Genomic DNA, 16,121 nt, shown 5'->3' with positions numbered 1-16,121 from the left:
CTAAGACCAGTACAGATAAATATTTTGCCGCTATTTTGTTTGAAGCTAACGATTTAATCCTAAATAAAACTGGGAAAATTTCAGGGATTGACTTAGGGTTGACGAGTTTGGTAACGGTGTTTGATGGTGCGTAGCTTGACGGGGGAGTGTCAATAGAAGAACGTCGATCTCAACCTTCCTTAGAAGACTCTTCTTTATCTCCAACTCCCCAATTTAAGCTCAAAATTTTGTTAGTTGAAGATTATCCCATTAACCAACAAGTGATTTTAAATCAGTTAAATTTGCTAGGATGTGAAGTCAATATCGGAGAGAATGGCGAAGAAGCTTTAAAACGCTTAGAATCGAATTATTATGATGTTGTCTTTATGGACTGTCAAATGCCAATCTTAGATGGGTATGCTACAACCCAAGAACTTCGATGCCGAGAACGAGAAAAACCGAACCAACATACCATTGTGATTGCTTTAACGGCTCATGCCTTACCCGTTGACCGCCAGAAATGTTTGGCGGTGGGGATGGATGATTATATTAGTAAACCCCTTGAACAGGAGAAATTAGAGGCGGTATTACGGTATTGGATGACTCAAAAGCAGTGGAGCTCACGGGAAAAAGTGGTGAGTTCCAAACCTTCGGTAAAATTGTCAGTTGCAATGATTCAACTCTCTGAGGATAAAACTTTGACTTCCCAGAAGAATCATCAAACTCAGGAACAACATTTGATTCCGTTTGATTTAAAACGATTACAAACCATCTCACGGGGCAAACTGGAATTTCAACAAAAACTTTTACAATTGTTTATTGATAATGCCCAAATCGATTTAAGGATGATTCAAGAAGCAATCCATCAAGAAGATTATGAAACTTTGGTCACTTGTGCCCATCGTTTAAAAGGTTCAAGTGGAAATGTCGGAATGCAACATTTTCCGAGTTTGGCTTCTGATTTAGAACAAAAAGCTCGTCAAAAAACTTTAGAAGGTTGTGAAGAATTAGTTAACAAAATGGAAGAAAAATTATCACAGGCGATCGCCTTTATTGAAACCCATTTATCTTAATTTTTCTTAGTATAGAACCTCCAAAATCCTCTTTCAAAAGATTGTCATTCCCCTTTCTTACTAGAATCGAATAACATTCTCTATCCCTTTTTTAATTTCTAATTTATGGCACTAATTTTGGTCGCAGATGATGATATTACTACACAATTGATTCTGCAACACGCCCTAGAGGAACAAGGACATCAAGTATATATGGCGGAGGATGGAGGAATTGCTCTCAGTTTAGCCAGGAAACATCATCCGAATTTAGTGATTTGTGATTGGATGATGCCGAGAGTTGATGGATTAGAAGTCTGTAGAAGTCTAAAAGCTGATCCTGAACTGACTTCTGCATTTTTTATTTTGTTGACGGCTAAAGAAAATATGACAGATCGAATTACCGGGTTAGATTCAGGCGCCGATGATTTTATTTCTAAACCCATTGAAATTGAGGAAATTTTAGCGCGAGTTCGTTCAGGATTAAGAATTCAAAATTTGAATCAAGCGTTATTAAAAAGTAATCAACAGTTAGTGCAAGCTTTATCGAATTTGCAGCAAGCTCAAGTTCAATTAATTCAACATGAAAAAATGTTAAGTTTAGTCCAGTTTGTTGCCGGAATTGCTCATGAAATTAATAATCCTGTCACCTTTATTCGAGGAAACCTTGATTATGTTTCCCAGTATACAGCCAATTTATTAGAGGTGGTTAATTTGTATCAAAAGGTTTATCCTCAGCCTCAACCGGAGATTCAAACAAAACTGGAAGAAATTGAGGTTGAGTATATTATGGATGATTTGCCACAAGTTTTGAAGTCGATGCAGCAGGGAACTGAACGAATTAGCAATATTATTCAATCTTTAAAGAATTTTTCCCGTTTGGATGAGTCAGAGAAAAAATTAGCGGATATTCATGAAGGAATTGATAATACTTTATTGATTTTGCAAAGTCGTTTAAATCAAAACCGAGATCATCCGATTCAAGTTATTAAATTATATGGTCAAATTCCACAAATTGTCTGTTATCCAAGTCACTTAAATCAAGTGTTTATGAATGTGTTGAATAATGCTATTGATGCGATCGCACAGCACAAAAAAAATCATCCGTTTCTGGAACCTAAAATCTGGATTAAAACTGAAGCCTGCGATTTTACCCATCCTCATCAAAGTTCAACTCAAGCCATTAGAATTCGGATTCAAGATAATGGCACAGGAATCCCCCAAGAAATCCGTCGCCAAATTTATGATCCTTTTTTTACGACAAAACCCGTTGGTTCAGGTAAGGGATTAGGGTTAAGTATTGCCTATCAAATTATAGTCGAAAAACACAAGGGAACCTTTAAATTTTGTTCAGAATTAGACCAAGGAACAGAATTTATTATTGAAATTCCCTTACATCAACATTAAAGTTATAGATGGGAACAGGAACTGCGATTTACTGGGAGAAAAGACAGGTATACGGTCTAGGTTTGGTTGCTATATCTATTCTGGTTTTTAAACAATTTCTGAAGAAGGATGAAAATAATTGTAGATTTGTTGAGCTAATTTAGGGCCAATTCCTGACACTTCTGCTAATTGTTCTGGGGTCGCTATTCTAATATAATCTAGGGAACGAAAATGAGCTAATAGTAATTTTTGGCGATGATGTCCTAACCCTGGAATATCATCTAAATGCGATCGCTTCATTCTTTCACTCCGTTTATTTCGATGAAAACTAACCGCAAACCGATGGGCTTCATCTCGTAATCTTCTTAACAGTTGAACCCCCGGTTGTTCAGGGTCAGTTTCTAAAGGTAACCGTTCCCCAGGAAGAAAAATCTCTTCTCGTTGCTTGGCTAAACTAACCACTCGGATTTCCTCTAAAAGATTCATCTCCTGTAGGACAGCAACCACCGCAGATAGTTGACCTTTTCCGCCATCAATCATAATTAAATCTGGTTTATCTGTTGAGGAGGAATAATCTCGAAACCGTCGTTGAATCACTTCTGCTAAACTGGCAAAATCATCAGAATGTCCACTCTGAACTGAAGGATTTTTGATCTGATAATGACGATAGTATTGTTGGGAAGGTAAACCTTCAATAAAAACCACACGGGAAGCCACCGCATCTGACCCTTGAATATGGGAAATATCATAACCTTCAATTCGATGAGGAAGGTCGGGTAAATCCAAAATTTCGGCTAAATCTTCTAATGCTACTGTACGGCGATCACTTAATTTTTGGACTCGTTCTAATTCGTATTTAGCATTGCGTTCTACCATCTCAATTAATTCGGCTTTAAGTTGACGTTGAGGAGTTAAAATGGTTACTTTTTTACCCTTACGATCGCTTAACCAATCGGTTAAAATTGATTCATCCGGTAACTCATATTGAACTAAAACTTCGCTGGGAATTTCAACCGGATCAACCCTTTGATAATGTTCTTCTAAAACCCGTTGTAAAATTAACCCCATTTCTGTTAATTTTAACCCCGGTGGAACTTCCGCCGTAAACCCTAACCGTCCTACTAATTGTCCGGCTCGAATTTGGAATAATTGAATACAAGCTTGTTTCGTATTTGCCGCTAGTGCGATCGCATCCTGGGATACTCGATCATCGGGTAAAGACACTTTCTGTTCTGCATTTAAAGATTTTAACCCTTGAATTTGGTCTCGAATTCTAGCCGCCGTTTCAAAGTTTAAATTCTCCGCAGCGTCTTCCATTTGTTCGGTCAAATAATCAATCAGTTCCCTAGATCTTCCTTGAAAAATCATAGCAACTTTCTGCACAATTTTTCGATAATCTTCAGGGGAGATTAACCGTTGACAAACCCCCGGACAACGACCGATATCATAATTCAAACAAGGGCGATCTTTAAATAACGGTTTTGGTCGTTGACGTAACGGAAAAATTCGCTTGACTAGATGCAAAGTATCTCTCAAAATCCTCGTATCCACATAGGGCCCATAATAACGATCTTTTAGGTTTCCTAAACGTCGTTTACGAGTAATAAAAATCCGAGGATAATCTTCTGACCAAGTAATGCACAAATAGGGATATTTTTTATCATCTTTCAGCAGGACATTAAAATGGGGTTGATGTTGTTTAACTAAATTGGCTTCTAAAGCTAAAGCTTCCGCTTCAGTATCGGTAATAATAAACTCAATTTCAGTAATTTGTTGAACCATTAAAGAAATTCGAGGGGTGTGATGATGATGGTCTCGAAAATAAGAACGAACCCGCGATCGCAATTTTTTAGATTTACCAATATAAAGAATATTATCCTGACTATCTCGCATTAAATAAACCCCCGGAACGGGAGGAATATCTCGTAACTGTTTTTCTAAGCGTTCAGGATCTTTAACCAGGGGAAGAGTTATAATCGATGACATGGTTAGATTAAAGCTTGAATGTAATAAATTAAATTGCTATAATTTAATTATAACAAAGAATTGAGTCTTAAACGTTGTAATTTACCGACTGATTCAGGGTTAATTTATCCGTTCTTCAAACCAGGATTTTGTTGAGGCTATTGAAAATCAGGATAGGATGATGGTTCAAGAACTAAATGACCTAAGAAATTGTATTTTAGAAGTACGTTATCAAGACGCTTTAGAGATTATTGATGAACTTAGAATATTGCATTAAAGAGTTACCTCATCGCATTGATCAAGAATGAGTTTAATTACCAGGGGGTGACGATTGATTTGATGAGTTATACTGATAAAGTAGCTGAATTTAGGGTTCAAGTGTTGATTATGGTTCAAGCTCCCCCTGATTTAAAAACAATAGCAACAGAAACTTGGGTAAAAGCGACCTGGGAGGAATTTTTAGCTTTAGCAAACAACCCTGAGTATGCTGAGGGTAAATTTTATTATGATCAAGGATATGTGAGGATAGAAATGTCACCATTAGGTTCAGCACATAGTCAGGATCATTCAATAATTTCCACCGTGATTATTGTTTATGCCGCTTTAAAAAACATTCGGATTAAAGAGTTGACAAACCCATCATTTAGAAAAATAGGATTACGAGAAAGTCAACCGGATATTGGATTTTATATTGGAGATCATTTTAATTTTCCGCCTCGTAATAACTCCCCAATTAATTTAGATGAACTGACTCCCCCTCATTTAATTGTTGAAGTAGGTGCATCCTCTTTTAGCGATGATATTGGTCGAAAACGATTACTTTATGAACAATTAGGGATACAAGAATATTGGGTTATTAACGTTGAAGATAACACTATTTTAGCTTTTGCGGTCGAAAATCAAGGTAGTCGATTAATCGAAGAATCTCTGGTTTTACCTGGATTAAAAATTGCTTTAGTGGTGGAAGCATTGCAACGTTCCCAAACCGAAGATGACGGAACCTTAACACGCTGGTTAATGGCGGTAATTAATTCCCCTTAAATTAGAACTCTAATAATTATTCATTATAAAAAAATAAATCATAATCAAGTTGATAAAAAATTTAAAAATATCTTAGAATAAGAGTGGCAAGAATCTCTCGCTCAACTTATGACTCTAGCAACAAATTCTATTTTAATTTCCACAGATCAAGCACTATCTTTGCTAGAAACTGTTCTGCATCATTCCCAAGCCGAGGATGTTACTGTTACTCTCAACAATACCGAGGAATCCTTAACCCGATTTTCAGAAAATCAAATTAGTCAAAATCTCACCACCCGCCAATTTAATCTTTCCATTACCAGCTATTTTGGCAAACGCTGCGCCAGTGCTTCCACCAATGAACTTGAACCTGATGCTATTATCGCCACCCTTCGCCGTTCAGAAGAACTCGCTCAGGTCGCACCGGAAGACCCAGAATGGGTTCCCCCCTTAGAACCCCAGACTTATGATGACCGTATGCCCGGTTTTGATCAAGAAACCGCTAACTTATCTCCCTTACGAAAAGGAAAAATAATACAAAAAGTATGTCAATTAGCGACTCAATCTAACATAGAAGCATCGGGAACCCTCAGCAGTGAAGCCATTTTATTTGCTGTGGCAAATTCACGGGGATTAAGGGCTTGTAACCGTTTAACTTCTGCCGATTTTAGTGTGACTGCACGGATAGAAACGGGTTCAGCTTGGACTCAACGAACCGCTTGCAGCGTCAATCAATTACCCATTAAATCCTTAACTGAAACGATTATTAATCGAGCGTTGCTATCGAGAAATCCCCGTGAAATTAGCCCCGGAATTTATCCAGTTGTCTTCGATGGAGCCGCATTTTCTGATTTATTAGAATGGGTAATTTGGAATTTAGATGCACGGGCAGCCGATGAAGGACGATCTTTTATGTCTCGGACTAATTCTCAGGGAAAACCGATGGGAAATCGCATCGGTGAACCTTTATTTAGTTTCTTAATTCAGGTGCAACGAAATCCCAGCCATCCTTTATTACAAAGTTCTACTTTTTTTAATGATGGCATGAAAAAAGATGACTTAGAGATTATTAAAGCGGGTATTCCTCAAACCTTATTTTATAGTCGATATTGGGCGCAAAAGCAAGGAAAAACTGCAACAGGTGGGATGTCTCCCATTGTAATGTTAGGCTCAAATCAAAGTTTAGAAGATTTAATTGCTCAAACAGAACGAGGAATTTTAGTCAGTCGAGCTTGGTATGTTCGCTATGTCAATCCTCGTACCTTAGAAGTTACTGGAATGACACGAGATGGTACGTTTTGGATTGAACAAGGAAAAATTGCTTATCCGATTAAAAATATGCGTTTTAATCAATGTTTACCCGAACTCTTAGCTCATGTTGAAGCGTTAAGTTCCGTTGAACGTTATGGGAATACGGTTGCACCAGGAGTTAAAGTTAAAGCCTTTAATTTTAGTAGTATTACCGACAGTGTTTAAGAGGGGAAGTTAATCCTTGCAATCATTGGAGTTACTATCAATCATAAAAAAAACGATAAAAATCCGCTACGGAAGTTCAAGTGTAGGAAAATTGCTTTCCTTCAGCAACTTCTAGGCAACAAAAACTAGGTTATAAATGGTAATCAAATCTATCAACAACTTCCTAAACTCCAACGAGGTTGTTGATAGAATCAAGCTTTTAAAAATCATGTTATAATTTGTTAAAAAAATTAAAGAAAATTTGTACTAAATATAAAGAAAATATAAAAAAATAATGTTGCCAATATTTTTTTAAATAAAATTAATCTTTTTTGTGATTTAGATTACTAAAGTCCCTGTTAATATTAAGTTAGAGTTGGCTCAGAACGTGCAATCAACACTAGGGACTAGCTTGAGTTCCGTGACAACCATCATTAACAAGGATACTAATCAAGGTTAGCCACTTGTTTAAGAGGTCGATCAACAGAACATCTATCATATGATTCTCTGCTTATACAATTACAGGTTATTCTTCAATCAAGATTATAGGCTTCTAGCATTAACGCTAGTATTATTCATTTCAGGGAAAAAAACGACAGGCAATTATCCTAGAACGTTCAAGGATTAATACACAATAAAGGAGAAATCCAGAAATGAGTCAGCACCTTTTTCAGAAAGAATCTTGTAATCAGACCTTTATGATTGACCCTCTATGCCAAACGTTGAGCAAAAATGCTTTACTTTATAGAATTATGGGTGATTATGAACGGTTGATTGCGGAACGAAACTGTTTAGATAAAGAACTTGAAAAGAAAGAGCAAGAAATCTCCGAACTGAAGACAGCACTCAATCATTCTACCTTAGTTTCGATTGAATCTGAAAATAAAATTCTCAATTCTATCCAAGAACGATATGAACAAATCACGCAAGTCTTAGAACAGGCAGAAGCTAAAACAAAAAGCTTAATTAAAGCGATTCCTGATTTAATTTTTTGTGTAAATTCTGATAAAATTGTTGTGGATTATTATCCAGATAAACAGGATCTTCATTTTCCAGATACAAAAGACATCATTGGCAAAAAAATTCAGGATGTGTTTCCGAAAGATTTAGCAACATGGACAGAATATTATCTGGAAATCACCTTGGAAACTGAAGAAACTCAAATGGGTGAGTATGTTGTCAAGCGAGATGATCAATGGTATCATTATGAAGCTCGATATGTTAAAAGTGGAACCCATGAAGTGTTAGCCATTGTCCGAGATATTACTCAACGAAAACAAGCGGAAGCTAACTTACGAGTTTCGGAAATTCAAGAACGGGAAAGAGCATTACAACTGGAAAAAACCTTACAAGATTTACGACAAACCCAAGCTCAACTAATTCAAGCTGAAAAAATGTCCACTTTAGGACAAATGATGACAGAAATCGCCCATGAAATTAAAAATCCGATTAACTCGATTTATGGAAACCTAACCTACATTAATCAAGATATTGAAGCCTTAATGGAATTGGTTAAACTTTATCAATCCCATTATTCAGAACCCGTTCCAGAAATTCAAGAATTTATAATCGCTTCAGATATTAATACTATTATTAATGAACTACCTCAAAGCATAGAATTTGTGCGATTAGGAGCCAATCGATTGTATGATTTAGCGTTATCCCTACGCAATTTTTCTCGTTTAGATGATCAACAAATGGTATCGGCGGATCTCCATATTGGTTTAGATGGAACCTTAAAAATTCTCCATAATCAACTCAAAGCGAAGGGGAATCATGCTGAAATTGAAGTCATCAAACAGTATGGAGCACTCCCGTTAATCAAATGCTACCCCAGTCAACTCAATCAAGTATTTATGAATATTCTGGCTAATGCCATTGACGCCTTAGAAAACCAACCCGTTCCTCGAAAAATCACCATCAAAACAGAGCTATGCAAAACGCACCCCGACTGTTTAATTACAGACGCGGTTCGCATTTCGATTTCCGATAATGGCCCCGGCATTCCCAAGTTTGTTCAAGAGCAAATTTTTAATCCATTTTTTACGACAAAACCCGTTGGTAAAGGCACAGGTTTAGGGTTGTCGATTTCCCATCAAATTATTGTAGAAAAACATCAAGGTCGGTTAGAGTGTATTTCTCAAGAGTCACAAGGAACAACCTTTGAGATTATCCTACCCCAGAGATGAATCCTTTTAACGGTATAATTCCATATCAATTTGGGACAAATCGGATCTTGACTTAGAATCATGTAAAATCGGCGTTCTGTACCGATACAATTGGGGCTAGAATTCCATTGTCAATGTCTCATGAATATTCGTACCGTTTCAACTCAACCGTTTAACGATCAAAAACCAGGTACATCAGGCTTACGCAAGTCTGTTCCAGTCTTTCAACAACCTCATTATCTGGAAAATTTCGTTCAAGCCATTTTTGATACTCAACCCGACTATGAAGGCGGAACCCTCGTGGTGGGGGGAGATGGTCGCTACTATAACCGCCAAGCCATTCAGATGATCTTAAAAATGGCAGCCGCCAATGGCGTAGGACGGGTTCTCGTCGGATGTGGAGGCATTGTATCCACTCCCGCCGCCTCCTGTATCATCCGCAAAAATCAAGCTTTTGGGGGCATTATTCTCTCTGCAAGCCATAACCCCGGAGGGCCAGACGGAGATTTTGGAATCAAATTTAATGCCAGTAATGGAGGGCCAGCACCCGAAAAAATCACCGAGGATATTTATGCTCGCACCTTGGTGATTGATGCTTATAAAATCATGGATGCGGCGGATATTAATTTAGATAAACCCGGTAGTTTTAAACTGGGAACTATGACCGTTGAGGTGATCGATTCTGTGCAACCTTACATGGAATTGATGGAGTCTTTATTTGATTTTAACTTGATTCAACAATTGTTAACATCGGGCAAGTTTCGGATGTGTATGGACTCCATGCACGCGGTGACAGGGCCTTATGCCCATGCCATTTTTGAACAGCGTTTAGGAGCACCTACGGGAACCGTTTTAAATGGCAAACCTTTAGAAGATTTTGGCGGCGGTCACCCTGATCCAAACTTAGTTTATGCCCATGATTTAGTTGAAATTATGTTTGGGGAAAATGCACCGGATTTTGGGGCAGCTTCCGATGGCGATGGCGATCGCAATATGGTGTTAGGACGTAACTTTTTTGTCACTCCTAGTGATAGTTTAGCGATTTTAACTGCTAATGCTCATCTAGTCCCCGGTTATAAAGACGGGTTAGCGGGAGTTGCCCGTTCCATGCCGACATCTCAAGCACCGGATCGAGTAGCAGAAAAATTAGGAATTGATTGTTATGAAACCCCGACAGGATGGAAGTTTTTCGGCAATTTATTAGATGCAGGAAAAGCCACATTATGTGGAGAAGAAAGTTTTGGAACTGGATCAAATCATGTCCGAGAAAAAGATGGATTATGGGCGGTATTGTTCTGGTTGAATATTTTAGCAGTTCGTCAAGAATCCGTTGAAGATATTGTTCGCAGTCATTGGCAAACCTACGGACGAAATTACTATTCTCGCCATGACTATGAAGAGATTGAAACTGAAAAAGCCAATCAATTAGTTGATCTGTTACAAGCTAAGTTACCCACGTTAAAAGATCAAAAATTCGGCTCCTATCAAGTAGAATATAGCGATAACTTCAGTTATACTGATCCAGTTGATAATAGTGTTAGCAAAAATCAAGGCATTCGCATTGGCTTTACCGATGGTTCTCGGATTGTTTTCCGGTTATCGGGAACAGGAACCAAAGGAGCAACGTTACGGGTTTATTTAGAAAGTTATGAACCTGACCCCACCAAACATAATTTAGATCCGCAAGAAGCGTTAGGGGAATTAATTCAAATTGCCGATGAAATTGCTCAAATCAAAACTATAACCGGACGTCAACAACCGACCGTTATCACCTAATATTGAGTCAATTCCTCTAAACTCGTAGGGTGGGCTCTGCCCACCAATTTTATTGTTATCTAATAGTTAAATAGAATTATAAATACTAAAACCATACCTAAATCAATTAGAAACAATATCAATAAAACGATAATGAGGTCAATCCATAATGAACTCCTTTGAAGATGAGCTAATCAACCGACAACCACTTAATCAAAAGCTTCTACAAACGATTCGTCTAATTGGAGAATATAAAGGTAAACAAGAGTTATTTAAACAACAAGCCCCGCAGGTTTTAGAAACTTTGCGTCAAGCTGCAATTATCCAAAGTACGGAATCTTCTAATCGGATTGAAGGGATTACAGTGCCATTAATTCGGATTCAGAAAGAGGACGTGGTGCTGATGCACGTTGGGGAAAGATATAGGTACAGTACCTATTGAATAGGTATTATAGGCAGGTACAGTACCTATATAAGAAAAGCTGATATTTTTGCTGGGCAGCAACCGAGTTTTTCATCTGCGATGGCAGTAACCACGTTGCTGCCTATCACATTTTTCTACCATTCACTTAAGGTATTTGCAAATCTTTCTACGGTAAAGTTCAATTTTATAATTTTATGGTAATTAAAAAATCAGTATATAGTCAATAATTCATAAGACATCAGAAGCTAAGAACATCAAAAAATTTAGTTATATAATAATTAATAAAAATCATCACAACGGTTATGAACGAAACAACAACAACCTTACCTTTACCGCCAGGAAATTTGGGTTTACCGATTATTGGTGAAACTATTAGCTTTTTGCAAGATCCTGATTTTGCCGATAAACGACAAGAAAAATATGGATCAGTGTTTAAAACCAATATTTTTGGTCGTCCAACGGTGATCATGGTGGGTTCAGATGCCAACCGTTTTTTATTTGCAAATGAAAATAAATATTTTATTGCCACTTGGCCACCCAGTACCCGAACTTTATTAGGATCAGGTTCCTTATCGATGCAACTTGGAGACGTTCATAAGTCTCGCCGTAAAATTTTATCCCAAGCTTTTCAACCGAGAGTCTTAGCAAGTTATGGAATAACGATGCAAGAAATGACTCGCCGTTATTTTCAACAATGGGAAAAAATGGAAACCTTTACTTGGTATCCTGAACTGCGGAAATATACCTTTGATGTGGCTTGTAAATTATTAGTCGGAACAGATAAAGTGGCTGATAGTCATTTAGAAGAATTATTTGAAGATTGGTGTAATGGTTTATTTACTATTCCCTTACGTTTACCCGGAACTAAGTTTAATCGAGCATTTCGTTCTCGTCAGTTATTATTACAAGAAATTGAAACAATCATTCGTCAACGTCAACAACAACCGTCATCGGGACAAGATGCGTTAGGATTGCTTTTACAAGCAAAAAATGATGAAGGAAATCAACTGAGTATTGAAGAACTCAAGGATCAGATTTTAACCTTATTATTTGCTGGACATGAAACCTTAACCTCTGCGATCGCTTCCTTTTGTCTACAAGTTGCCCAACATCCTGATATTTTATCTAAAATTAGAACCGAACAAGCTCAGTTTGATTTCTCCCAACCCATCACCTTTGAAGATTTAAAATCCATGACTTATTTAGAACAGGTGATCAAAGAGGTATTGCGGTTTGTTCCTCCGGTTGGGGGTGGATTTCGAGAAGTGATTCAAACTTGCGAATTTCAAGGTTATTGTATTCCGAAAGGATGGTCAGTTTTATATCAAATTAGCAAAACTCATCAAGATCAAAATATTTATTCTCAACCGGAACAATTTGATCCTGATCGCTTTAGTCCAGACCGTGCAGAAGACCAACCTAAACCCTTTAGTTGGGTTCCCTTCGGAGGGGGAATGCGAGAATGTTTGGGTAAAGAATTTGCGAAATTAGAGATGAAATTATTTGCCGCATTATTAGCCAGAAACTATGAATGGGAACTATTACCCGAACAAAATTTAGACTTAATTTTGGTTCCCACACCCCGCCCCCGTGATGGCTTGCGAGTGCGATTTCAAGTATTAAAAAAACCTGACGGAGTTTTCACGCCGCCAGGAAATTAATTTTACTCTCAAAATTAGTTTAAAAGAGAGTATCAATCAAACAAGTTATGACTTGGGAAGACCTGTAGAATGAATTAATTCAGCCACACAACCTGTCCAACCGGTTTGATGGTTGGCACCAATTCCAGCCCCATTATCACCGTGAAAATATTCATAGAATAAAATCAGGTCTTTCCAGTAAGGGTCATTTTGGAACTTCTCAGCCCCTCCATACACCGGACGAGCCCCCGACTGATCCTGTAAGAAGATCCGAATCAAGCGATGTTCGATTTCCTCGGCAACTTCCAATAGGGTTTTGTATTGTCCAGAACCCGTTGGACATTCAACGGTCAAGGCGTTGTTATAGTAACTGTATAGCTGTATTAACGCTCGTACCAACAGGAAATTCACAGGCATCCAAATCGGGCCACGCCAGTTGGAATTTCCCCCAAACATTCCTGAAGTCGAATCACCAGGGATATACTCAACTTTATATTCCTGACCCGCATGGTAGAAACGGTAAGGATGATCTTTGTGATAACGAGATAACGCCCGAATTCCGTAATCACTTAAAAATATCGCAGTTCTTCAGCGCTGTAATTGGCACCAACCATAGAATCAATAACTCCTAAATTAAGCGAGGGTATTGTTGATGAAGTTCAGTAAAAAATCAGTTGATCAATTCACCTCAAAATTTTATTGAGGCTTAATGATGCTTATGACTAAAACTTGATTTCTACTTGAATAGCTAACAGTTGTTGGCTTGCACACAGCTAAACATGGTATCAACATTAAATTAATTTGTCAAGTCAAGGTTTATGGTGTAATTATCATGTGAATAAACGGATGATTCAATAGTTAAGGTAATCCAGAATTCTGTCTTTCATAAACAGAGAACACCCAGGTTCAAGGCTTGCGGTGAATCATTATAGAACGGTTTCGTGATTGGCCTATTAATAGTTAACCTTCCCCAACCCTGAGTGAGTCAAGGGAAAAACAATCAATATGATTGATTGATATCAATAGAAAGTTTCTTCACAGGAACTCAGGGAACTTAGGGCCTTTTTTGTTTCCCCTAATCTCAACAAAGGTCAACGAGTTGCTGTCAAAGTTTTCTCAAATTAAGCGGAAATGAGTTGATTGTAATCGTAAAGAATAAGGTTGTCTGTCAATCCAATTCTTATTATTCCTAAATTAAACGTCTTAAGACTGTTAATTAATGGCTCGGTAAATTTTATGTAAAAATTGAGGAAATAGATGATGCTTTATTGGATTCTAAACATGATTTTAAAATCAGGATTAATGATTTTAGGATTAAGTGCGATCGCTTATTTTAGCACTTGTCTATTTTTATTTGTACGGCAAACTCACTTTATCTTTTTTCCCTCGCGTTTAATTTCGATGACTCCTGATGATTTAGGTTTACCTTATGAAGATATTGAGTTAAAAATTGATACAAATTATGGAACCGTTGAAACGGTGCATTGTTGGTGGATTCCAACAAAATTTGACTCTGAAAAAGTGATTATTGATTTACATGGAAATCGCAATACAATTGGAGCAAATTTGAACGATGCTGAACAATTTCACCAAATGGGATTATCGGTTTTATTAGTTGAATATCGAGGCTATGGACGTAGCACCAACCGTTCCCCATCTGAAACAACCGTTTATGAAGACGTAGAAACGGCTTGGGATTATTTAGTGAATGAACGTTTAATTAATCCTGAAAATATTTATATATTTGGTCATTCTTTGGGCGGTGCGATCGCAATTAACTTAGCTTATAACCATCCTGAAATTGCAGGATTAATTATTGAAAGCTCTTTTACTAATATTCGTGAAATGGTTGATTATAAGAAAAAATATTGGATGTTTCCCATTGATTTAATTTTAACACAAAAATTTGATTCTTTAGCTAAAGTTCCTTCTTTAAAAATGCCTATATTATTGACTCATGGAGGAGAAGATGAGTTAATTCCTCCAACCATGAGTCAAGCCTTATTTAACGCAGCAGCAGAGCCAAAACAGCTTTTAATTGTTCCGGGTGCCGGTCATAATAATGTTCGACAGGTGGGCGGGAATCAATATTGGCAAACCGTACAACAATTTTTAACTGGATATCACAGGGAACAGGGAAGAGAAGAAAAAGCTAGTATGTGAACTACCTACACCGCCCTAATCGGGTCAGTGCAGGCTTCCGAATTCACAGACCGATGCCCCTTACTTGTTCATCAGGTGGACTTACACAGCCTCCATCGGCAAAGACGGGGTTCCCTCCGTCTTCAGTTAATATTCTGATTCCTTCATTCCTGATGTTAAGTGCAGCGTTTTCATCACGATCATGATGAGCATGACAATTAGGACAGTCCCATTCCCTGATATCCAGAGATAACTCATCTAAGACATGACCACAACAGGAGCAGGTTTTGGAGCTAGGGAAAAAGCGATCAATTTCTACAAGTTCACCGTTTTTTTGCTTCAACTTGTAATCAATAAAGTTGACAAAATTTCCCCATCCCACATCAGATATTGCTTTTGATAGCTTCCGGTTTTTAACCATCCCCTTGACATTGAGGTTTTCAACGACAATCACTTGGCTTTCGTTTACCAATTTTCTTGATAATTTGTGCAAGAAATCTTGGCGGGAATTGGTTATTTTCTCATGAACCTTAGCTACAGTTTTTCTAAACTTCTCTCTCGCAGAACTACCTTTAGTTTTTCGGGATAGTTTTTTCTGTTTTCGGGCTAAATTTTTCTGATGACGATATAAATGTTTGGAGTTAGCGTATTTAGTTGCATTTTCTCCATTATGAGTAATTGCGAAATCTTTTAAACCTAGATCAATCCCAATAATATTGTCTCCCGACTGTTTAACGTCAGTTCCTTCTACCTCACATAAGATGGAAGCAAAGTATTTATCAGTTGAAGTTTTGGAGATTGTTACCGTTTTAGGATTTCCCGTAATTTCTTGGTGAAATATTGCTTTAATTTTACCAATCTTAGGGACTTTTAGGTATTCACCATTAACAGTAACACTTTGGGGATACTGAATTGATTGCTTGTGATGTTTTGATTTGAAATTAGGGAATTTAGCTCGTCCCTCAAAAAAGTTCTTGTAAGCTCTATCTAAATTGATTGCGACACATTGGAGAACCGATGAGTAGCAATCCTCTTTGAGCCAAGGATATTCTTTTTTAAGTTGAGGGAGCATTCCCTTATAAGATGCTAATTTTAGGCTTTTGCCAGTTTCTTGATAGTGCTGAATACAGGCATTTAA

General features: G+C 37.5%; 12 protein-coding genes. 9 read left to right on the top strand and 3 right to left on the bottom strand.

The features are described from left to right. Positions 1-146 precede the first annotated feature (146 nt). Both ACKPEB_RS06825 and ACKPEB_RS06820 read left to right on the top strand, forming a co-directional pair. Complete coding sequence (locus ACKPEB_RS06825; RefSeq protein ID WP_408964111.1) at positions 147-1,052, top strand: response regulator; 906 nt, start codon at positions 147-149, stop codon at positions 1,050-1,052. A gap of 105 nt (positions 1,053-1,157) precedes the next feature. Beyond that, on the top strand, positions 1,158-2,435 hold the full coding sequence (locus tag ACKPEB_RS06820; RefSeq protein WP_408964110.1) for a response regulator: 1,278 nt from the start codon (positions 1,158-1,160) through the stop codon (positions 2,433-2,435). A gap of 87 nt (positions 2,436-2,522) precedes the next feature. On the opposite strand, the gene uvrC is transcribed toward ACKPEB_RS06820, so the two are convergent. Then, positions 2,523-4,400, bottom strand: coding sequence for an excinuclease ABC subunit UvrC (gene uvrC, locus ACKPEB_RS06815; protein ID WP_408964109.1), 1,878 nt, complete (start codon positions 4,398-4,400; stop codon positions 2,523-2,525). 318 nt (positions 4,401-4,718) lie between these two features. Between uvrC and ACKPEB_RS06810 the strand changes: the two genes are divergently transcribed. From ACKPEB_RS06810 to ACKPEB_RS06785, 6 genes are all read left to right on the top strand, one after another. Continuing rightward, positions 4,719-5,420: a Uma2 family endonuclease gene (locus ACKPEB_RS06810; RefSeq protein ID WP_408964108.1), complete on the top strand. Its 702-nt coding sequence runs from the start codon at positions 4,719-4,721 to the stop codon at positions 5,418-5,420. 108 nt (positions 5,421-5,528) lie between these two features. Next, on the top strand, positions 5,529-6,875 hold the full coding sequence (locus ACKPEB_RS06805; protein ID WP_408964107.1) for a TldD/PmbA family protein: 1,347 nt from the start codon (positions 5,529-5,531) through the stop codon (positions 6,873-6,875). A 632-nt stretch (positions 6,876-7,507) separates the two neighbouring features. Beyond that, positions 7,508-9,043 (top strand): ATP-binding protein, encoded by a 1,536-nt coding sequence (locus ACKPEB_RS06800; RefSeq protein ID WP_408964106.1) that lies wholly within the window; start codon positions 7,508-7,510, stop codon positions 9,041-9,043. Positions 9,044-9,163: 120 nt separating this feature from the next. Further along, positions 9,164-10,798, top strand: a complete 1,635-nt coding sequence (locus ACKPEB_RS06795; protein ID WP_408964105.1) for an alpha-D-glucose phosphate-specific phosphoglucomutase — start codon at positions 9,164-9,166, stop codon at positions 10,796-10,798. Positions 10,799-10,946: 148 nt separating this feature from the next. Next, positions 10,947-11,219 carry a hypothetical protein gene (locus ACKPEB_RS06790; protein ID WP_408964103.1) on the top strand — a complete coding sequence of 91 codons (273 nt, stop codon included), beginning with the start codon at positions 10,947-10,949 and terminating at the stop codon, positions 11,217-11,219. A gap of 284 nt (positions 11,220-11,503) precedes the next feature. Beyond that, the gene (locus ACKPEB_RS06785; protein ID WP_408964102.1) at positions 11,504-12,862 is read left to right on the top strand and encodes a cytochrome P450; all 1,359 of its coding nucleotides are present in this window, start codon (positions 11,504-11,506) and stop codon (positions 12,860-12,862) included. Between the two features lie 45 nt (positions 12,863-12,907). Here ACKPEB_RS06785 and ACKPEB_RS06780 read toward each other — a convergent pair whose 3' ends face one another. Beyond that, positions 12,908-13,297, bottom strand: a complete 390-nt coding sequence (locus ACKPEB_RS06780) for a hypothetical protein (RefSeq protein WP_408964101.1) — start codon at positions 13,295-13,297, stop codon at positions 12,908-12,910. An 801-nt stretch (positions 13,298-14,098) separates the two neighbouring features. On the opposite strand from ACKPEB_RS06780, the gene ACKPEB_RS06775 reads away from it, so the two are divergent. Next, complete coding sequence (locus tag ACKPEB_RS06775; protein WP_408964100.1) at positions 14,099-15,004, top strand: alpha/beta hydrolase; 906 nt, start codon at positions 14,099-14,101, stop codon at positions 15,002-15,004. A 43-nt stretch (positions 15,005-15,047) separates the two neighbouring features. Here the strand turns inward: ACKPEB_RS06775 and ACKPEB_RS06770 are convergent. Continuing rightward, positions 15,048-16,121, bottom strand: a 1,074-nt coding sequence (locus ACKPEB_RS06770; RefSeq protein WP_408964099.1) for an RNA-guided endonuclease InsQ/TnpB family protein, incomplete at its 5' end; no start/stop codon positions are given.

This window comes from Planktothrix sp., assembly GCF_046067725.1.
Classification (GTDB): domain Bacteria; phylum Cyanobacteriota; class Cyanobacteriia; order Cyanobacteriales; family Microcoleaceae; genus Planktothrix.
The sequence above is the reverse complement of the archived record's forward strand: the minus strand, read 5'-3'. Positions and strand labels throughout refer to the sequence as shown.